The following is a 6,919-nucleotide window of genomic DNA, read 5'->3' as shown; positions in this document are numbered from 1 at the left end:
AAAGTCCAGTCCGAAGTATGACGGAACACCCTTTAATTCGTCACTGCCGGCCCGTAGAAGTCGTTTCTCATACTTAGGGAATATCAGCTTATCCAGTGTCGCAAACTCGCCCAGCGCGTAAATCTTGTAGTATGCGCCGTTGGTTTCGCTCAGTTGTTCAATACGTCGTCGATTGGCGTCATCCAAAAACTTATTGTCCTTGTACGTCGACAAATGAATTTTCGTGTCCGGATCCGTTCGCTCAAAGAATTGCTTATACACCCAATTGGCTTTAGACACTGGGTTAAACATAATAAATATTTGTTTCTGGGGATGCTTACGTTCACGCAAACGCAAATCAAGTTGATTGAAATCATCCAACGTGAACTCAGTGGCCTCTTCCATCATGACGTCGCTGATACCCTTTACTGACTTAATCTTTTCTGGGTTATCAAGCCCTTTGAAAATAAACTCAGCTCCATTCGATAGCTTAATTCGATAATCAGTGTTTCGAACCTTTGCGTATGGCATCAGGCCCCACTCGGTCAGCCGTGAAATAAAGTCCTCGAAGATTGAGTCCTTAACAGTCGCACCAACTTTTCGCAAAATTAAAAAGCGCCGGGGAATTTTCCAATCACCCAACGCTTTTAAAATAACTTTTTGTACCACACCTGCGGACTTACCAGACGACGCACCGCCATACCACAAATCAACTCGTGAATCGTAATCATACAGATAATCAAAGACTTGTTTGTTGAACACTCGCGCCGGCTTTGGAAACTCCAACGTCAACTGTTCATGCTTACTCATTTTCATCCTCCGTGTAATCACCCATCACAACGATTGGTTTCACTTCTACGACGCTTTCAGCCTGAAAGATACCAAGTACCTTACCCAAGTTTTCGGCCGCCTTAATCCGATTATTAACCTTTGTCGGCACCTCAATAACTTTTCCAGATGGCGTCACTTCCTGCTCACCTATCTCACCCTGAACAACCTTTTCAAAGAATTCAATCACATTGTCAGTTGTCATACGTCGCTGTTCTCGGAGTTCGGCTTGTCGCTCTTTAATGGCGTCAGTGATTGTAGTATTTTGTAGTAATTTTCTGGCGTTAGTATTTGCGTATTTCTCGCTATAGCCAGCCTCACGTGCCGCCTTAGCCGCGTTTCCGCCATTTCTGACCCATTCATCAACAAACCGTTCCTGTCGCTCATTCAAGCTCATATGCCGTTCTCCTTTCACTGCAAAATAAAAAGCCCAATCATCATACGATTGAACTTCATAAAAATTAATTAGCTGCCAAAATTTCCTTGATCATTTGGAACTTCTGATTCGAATCAGCGGTGATAAACTGTACCGAATCATAGCCCTTGTACGTTCGAACCATAGGCTCAAGATTACTATCAAATCCATGTGAATCTTCTTCCCATGAATTTGATAAAACAAATTGAGCGACATCTTGGTATCGCTCCAGTTCGCGTGTCACGAACTTATAAAATGAATATGATGACCTGTGGCCGTCGAAACCGATAAATTCAATGTCGTTTAAACTAATTTCCGACTTTTGTTCTTCGGTAAACTGTTGATATTGACTATAAATAAACGAATACATGTTAAGAACATCGTAAACATATTGCTTTGTATCGTCAGAAACTTCTGGATCAAAATACAGACTTAGATTTTGCAAAGCATCTTCACCATAACCGAAACGAATACCCTCTATTGCTGAACGATACTTATTAGCCGCATCATCATCATTTTGAAGTTCAGCTAATTCCCTCAAAATAGTAAACTGGTTCATCAAAATAATTTTTTGCTCATCAGAAAAATTCAAAGACATAGAAATATTTCCCCCTTAAATATTTTATAAGGCGAGAATACCACTTTAAATAATCGTTGACAATACACCAAGAACCGTGCGCCCACATATCTGGAGCCACGGCACGAAAACAAAAAGTGAAAGTATATTCCTATAATGTTTATTGATATGTACTGACCAGCGACCACATACAAGTCCTGATCCCGGTAATAACTATCAAAGTTTATCCTTAATAGTTTTGAGTATGTACGCCAGACATAGCAACTGGCGGTGTCGTTTCAAACAAATACAAGGAAGATTATCCTTTAATTTATTTTGTGCTATGTGATGCATGTGGTCAGGATTTGCACCTGACAAATCAAGACCGTTGCGTGACTCGTGATGTCGTTCACTAGCCCGGACCACCATGTAATCGCAGTAAGCTACCCGGTCGTTTTGCGTTGCGTCTACCTATTCCGCCACTATTGTAGTTGGTGCAAGCCAGATTATGACCAACTAGTATGCATCTGACCTATACATTGTCCGATGGGCCAACACGTCGTTGCTAAATGTTTTCCACGAGTTACCATGGACTTTCTGGCCAACCTGTGACCATACGGATAAAACAGGTTTCGAACCTGCAACCCTGTGACGGGCAAATGATTTCAAATCATTCCGCTTCCCATTTCGCATCTTATCCAAATTGCCCAGCAAACGTTTTTAACGAGGGGCGCTGGGCTATGAAGTTTTAATTCGAGAGCTTAGGTATCTCTCAACAGCGACTACTGGAATTCCACCAGCTGGCACTTAGCAAGTGCTTGACGAACGGGTTGGTTACCGTTGTCGCTACGTGTATTTACAAGAAAGGAGTAAACTCATGAAACATCCGTAAGGATCAAGTCGCTTGGCATCGAAAAGTAGGCCACGTCAGTACCTAACTTTTCGACTTTATCAGAATAAACTAACTTGTATTCATATGAACTTCGATTTACATCCTATCAATATCCGTTTTATAAAAAACAGTCGAGGATTTCATGTTTTAGAAACCCTCGACTGTTTGCATGTAGACTAAAAGAAAAATTTAAGTATTTTAGCTAAGTTAGACCGTAATTCATCAGTAATGTCATTGAATTCTTGTTCAGTGTACTTTTTGCCATCATTACCTATAACTGTTAATTTATCAATAGAGCTTGTTAACGCTGTATCTATATCAGCATATTTTCTTGTATATAAAATATTATACGCATATGTTTGAGACTGGATACGTTCTAAATCACTTAATAATTTATCAAATCCTGATATAATGCCTTCTTCATTCCTTTTAATTCTCTTAAAATTGCTTGGGGCATCCTTCTGTAACAAAATTTTTACATCAGAGTTTAATAAAAATAAAAACCGCTCTCTGCTATTTTTCCTGTACACCATAATCGCACTACCCAAACTAACAATTAAAGCTAAGATACTTACACATACAGCCGGTTCGGATTGAAAAAAATGAATTAAATTTTTCAAAAAAATAGACACATAATTCATGTACAATTACACCTTCTGTTGAATATCTTTAGCTAGATCATCTGTAGCAGCTTTAATTGCAATATTATTTTCCACCCACTCTACTTTAAATGTATCAAAGAAACCATTAAACAATCCCTGTACAAAAGATGATGCCACTCTTTCGATTTGAGGAGGAAATACGATGGTAATCATATCACTTTCTTCAAAATCACTAATTTTTGGCAATATTTGCTCGTTAAATATTTCTTCACCATATGGAAATCCCGCCAATCCAAATGTGTCCGAATTAAATTCTAATTTAATTTCCATGTGTTGCCTCCTCATCACTATAAACAAATTGAAAATTATACGCGGTCCCAGGTAGATTAAAATTGGGTTCAGAAAATATTTTAAAATCCGGCTTATTTAAAAAATTGCTCTCTGTGTTAAAACCAATCCAATCATCTTCGTTAGAACTAAGTAATTCATTTTCAAAATTAAGAATCCTTTTCCCTGATAACAGATAAGATGTATTGTTCGACGCTAAACTTTGTAGAACCTTTATCAATTGGACGCTTCCTCTCCCACCGGATTGAAAGTTATTTTCACGACCTGAAATCGATTTTTGCAACCCCGCCATAGTCCAAAAGTCTTGTTCTGTATACTTTTGTTCATAAAAATATTGAGCATGCGCTTGAAAAGCTTGTTTAATATATTTATATCTACTAGCATTTCTTCCCGACAGAAGTAAATCATCGTCTATAAGTGCTATTTTTTCTTTAACAGCTTCATGATACAGTGTATATGATAAATTCACCACACTGATACTTATTGCATAATATAATGTATCATAATCTTCTAACTTAAATGTACTACCTGTAATATCTATATCAATAAGTACATCTGATTTGCTATGTTCAATTCCATTTCCGATCAATTCCACTAGCAACTCTTGCAGTTGATCTATTACTTTTTTAGGAATAGCATTCTTTCTTTTAAAGTCAAGAAATGCATGTATTTCATCTCCCCAAGTAGATAGAACAGACGGGCTTGCATTATAGGGGTAAATCCTTCTAAAATGGGTTACATTTCGTATACTGCGATTAAAAGCATCTAAAAATTCCCTCGTATTATCCTTAAACTCATTCAAAATTTTTAATGGAGATATTGCAAAAGATCGTTCTGATATATTCGGCCTAATAGTATTAGGGTCAACTTCAATGCGAATATCAAACCCTTTGTCTCTAATGAAGTTAAATACCATTATTTCTAGTAGCGTAATTGATAATTTATCCTGAACTTCTAGATTTTCAAATTTTAAAATCACTTTATTTGGTAAATTTAACCGTTTATCAACTGTATTTAAAAAATTACCAATTTCTATCACAGAAGCAGTAGTAAAAAGTTTAGTTTCATGACTATTTTTCTGCCTATCATTTACAGTCACAAAATCCCATATAACAAATCCATCTGTTCTCCGAGGAGTAAACGGCTTCAAATGAACTAAATTATCATCTGCAAAAAGCTTATAATCTAACATGCGATACTCCTATCCACTACATACATTAATTATTGACTAAAAAGACCCATAACCACTAAAAACGTAATCATGAGTCTAAATATACACATATTATATGTTCACTACAAATTTATGGCCAATAATTAATTTTTCATCCATGATTTCCGCAAACCTGACTGCAGCTAATTGCTTTAATTCATAGTATCTAGTGCTTTGCAGTCCTAACGATGAATAAATGACATGATCCTTCTCATTTTCCAGATAGTACCTCTTCATAATTTCTTGGCTAAATCCGTGTTCAAAAGAACTCGGTAAATTTTTAATAATCCCTTCTACCGTTTCAACTACTAATTGTGCTTCAATATGCTTTGTTAACATCTCTTCTTGATTATTTTTATCATTTTTAGATTTTGGCATTCCGTCATAATCTATACTGGATAGCAGATTATCTGTCACAGCCAACATTTTAAACCTATTAAACATGGAATCGTGAATTTTACCATCACTACCACGTTGCTTGGAAAAAAAACGACGCACGTTTTCGGCGGTTCTCCACAAATCATATTCATCTAATAAATTAATTGCAATTACTGTCATAAATGTTACTGCTCCCGTGGTAAAATATTATCTGCTAGGAAATATTTGACGCTGGACTTCGGTCTGGCGCTTTTTGTTTATCCTTGTTCTACCCAATAGTAATAGCCTGCTAACCACTTACTGACCATGTGCTTGATGAGCCACTTGCTACTCGTTCGATATGCTTGCCGCTTGTTCCACGTCCGCACAATCACACGCTGGCCTTCTGGCGTATAAGCGAGTTTGAAGTAGCCTTGCTTATCTCTGAAATAGTAATACTTACGCATGATCCTCTTCTTTCGAGTCGTTCATTTGATATACCTTCAGATATGCATCACGCCATCCTTCTACAGCTTCAACTGCCCGCTGTGCCTTGTGTTCGTATTCACGGCGCGCTTTATCAGCTTTATATGTCCAGTATGCATAAATACCAATTACAATCCATAAGATTGCCTCGCTAATTAAATGTGCCATCAGTCTTCCACCTCCCCTTACAAAGCTTGAAACAATAGAATTTGCCAAATATAGAACACCCACCAAACGGCTAGTGCGAAGAATAACCCAATTAACGCTCCTCCAAATAGCAGCTTCACAAAATCAATCATCTAGTCCTCCTCCAACTCAATCTGTTCCAACGCCTCTTGCGCTACCTGATACCCAACATCTTCACGGAACTCATACCAATTCGTGTACCAGCGACCTTGTGCGTACTCGTTCATCTTATTGCCCGTAATGCGCATTACCATTCCTCCCGTTCAAATACAGGCTTAACTGCCATGACTTGATACGCCTTGCCATGATATTGCACCAGCAATTCATCTAGATCATCACCTGTTGCAACTGGTGTGTGGTGATTGTTTCCCATGCTCATGTTGAACACGACATACGTTGGCATTTTCTTACCCATGTTAATTTCCTCCATACGGGCTTACAGTCTTTTCACCCTTGGCTTTTTGTTGTCTGTACAAGCTTAGTGGCCATTCATATACGCACTAGCCAACAATTCAGGTTGACCAATCAAATACCAGTCAGTCGGCTTTGAGCGTAGCCATTTAACGAAACCGGTTAGTGTATCGCGATAATCGTTAGCGATTGCCTCTGCCAATTCATGTGGCACGTCTGGCAAATCTTCCGCTCGCGTCATTCGTGGCAGCTTTTGTCCGTTGTACTCGATCCAGATGTCTTCTGGCTTAACCCCAATCTGTCCCATGTAGTGTTGCTTATCCAAGAAATCTTGTTGCGCTTCATCATAGGTCATGCCATTCCAGTAACGCGTTTCACCCATGAAATTCGCCACGACCGCGTATCCACGGTTCACATATTGCTTCTCTTCGTTCATGATTAAACCTTTCTGACATCATCAAGCTTGTTCGTCGTGATGATGTGCTTAATATCCTTCGTAATTAGCCGCGACAAGACCGCCTGGTCGTATTTCAACGCCAATCCGGTCAAATCATCGTTTGACGTGATAATCGTCGCCTTGCCTCTTCTAGCGTCCGCTAATTCAAATAGCATTGACGACACGGTCTCTTTTGCTTCGGCCTGTGTCTCT

The 6,919-nt window shown here is 38.6% G+C and carries 12 protein-coding genes, 1 tRNA gene and 1 pseudogene; all 14 read right to left on the bottom strand.

Annotation, left to right across the window (positions count from 1 at the left end):
• Positions 1–789 (bottom strand): PBSX family phage terminase large subunit (locus ACJ28U_RS00425; RefSeq protein WP_407618038.1); only part of this gene is annotated, 789 nt, incomplete at its 3' end.
• Positions 782–1,204, bottom strand: coding sequence for a terminase small subunit (locus ACJ28U_RS00420; RefSeq protein WP_407618037.1), 423 nt, complete (start codon positions 1,202–1,204; stop codon positions 782–784). The genes ACJ28U_RS00425 and ACJ28U_RS00420, both read right to left, overlap by 8 nt.
• 64 nt (positions 1,205–1,268) lie before the next feature.
• Complete coding sequence (locus ACJ28U_RS00415; protein WP_407618036.1) at positions 1,269–1,820, bottom strand: YfbU family protein; 552 nt, start codon at positions 1,818–1,820, stop codon at positions 1,269–1,271.
• Positions 1,821–2,395: 575 nt separating this feature from the next.
• Positions 2,396–2,478: transfer RNA gene (locus tag ACJ28U_RS00410), tRNA-Ser, on the bottom strand.
• Between the two features lie 368 nt (positions 2,479–2,846).
• Positions 2,847–3,311, bottom strand: coding sequence for a hypothetical protein (locus ACJ28U_RS00405; protein WP_407618035.1), 465 nt, complete (start codon positions 3,309–3,311; stop codon positions 2,847–2,849).
• Between the two features lie 6 nt (positions 3,312–3,317).
• Positions 3,318–3,602, bottom strand: a complete 285-nt coding sequence (locus ACJ28U_RS00400; protein ID WP_407618034.1) for a hypothetical protein — start codon at positions 3,600–3,602, stop codon at positions 3,318–3,320.
• Positions 3,592–4,812, bottom strand: a complete 1,221-nt coding sequence (locus ACJ28U_RS00395; RefSeq protein WP_407618033.1) for a hypothetical protein — start codon at positions 4,810–4,812, stop codon at positions 3,592–3,594. Before ACJ28U_RS00395 ends, ACJ28U_RS00400 begins: the two co-directional genes overlap by 11 nt.
• Positions 4,813–4,902: 90 nt before the next feature.
• Positions 4,903–5,388: an ArpU family phage packaging/lysis transcriptional regulator gene (locus ACJ28U_RS00390; RefSeq protein WP_407618032.1), complete on the bottom strand. Its 486-nt coding sequence runs from the start codon at positions 5,386–5,388 to the stop codon at positions 4,903–4,905.
• A 77-nt stretch (positions 5,389–5,465) separates the two neighbouring features.
• Complete coding sequence (locus ACJ28U_RS00385; RefSeq protein ID WP_407618031.1) at positions 5,466–5,654, bottom strand: hypothetical protein; 189 nt, start codon at positions 5,652–5,654, stop codon at positions 5,466–5,468.
• Complete coding sequence (locus tag ACJ28U_RS00380) at positions 5,647–5,841, bottom strand: hypothetical protein (protein WP_407618030.1); 195 nt, start codon at positions 5,839–5,841, stop codon at positions 5,647–5,649. Before ACJ28U_RS00380 ends, ACJ28U_RS00385 begins: the two co-directional genes overlap by 8 nt.
• A gap of 131 nt (positions 5,842–5,972) precedes the next feature.
• A complete protein-coding gene (locus ACJ28U_RS00375) occupies positions 5,973–6,107 on the bottom strand; it encodes a hypothetical protein (protein ID WP_407618029.1) in 135 nt (44 codons plus the stop codon).
• Positions 6,107–6,274: a hypothetical protein gene (locus tag ACJ28U_RS00370; RefSeq protein ID WP_167715831.1), complete on the bottom strand. Its 168-nt coding sequence runs from the start codon at positions 6,272–6,274 to the stop codon at positions 6,107–6,109. The genes ACJ28U_RS00375 and ACJ28U_RS00370 overlap by 1 nt, the downstream gene beginning before the upstream one ends.
• A gap of 63 nt (positions 6,275–6,337) precedes the next feature.
• Complete coding sequence (locus ACJ28U_RS00365; protein ID WP_407618028.1) at positions 6,338–6,706, bottom strand: hypothetical protein; 369 nt, start codon at positions 6,704–6,706, stop codon at positions 6,338–6,340.
• 2 nt (positions 6,707–6,708) lie between these two features.
• Positions 6,709–6,919: pseudogene (locus ACJ28U_RS00360) on the bottom strand (hypothetical protein); the annotation flags it as partial.

The sequence above is a fragment of the Weissella sp. MSCH1 genome (genome assembly GCF_045799135.1).
Classification (GTDB): Bacteria; Bacillota; Bacilli; order Lactobacillales; family Lactobacillaceae; genus Weissella.
Note: the sequence above shows the minus strand (reverse complement) of the source record. Positions and strands in the feature narration are given on the sequence as shown.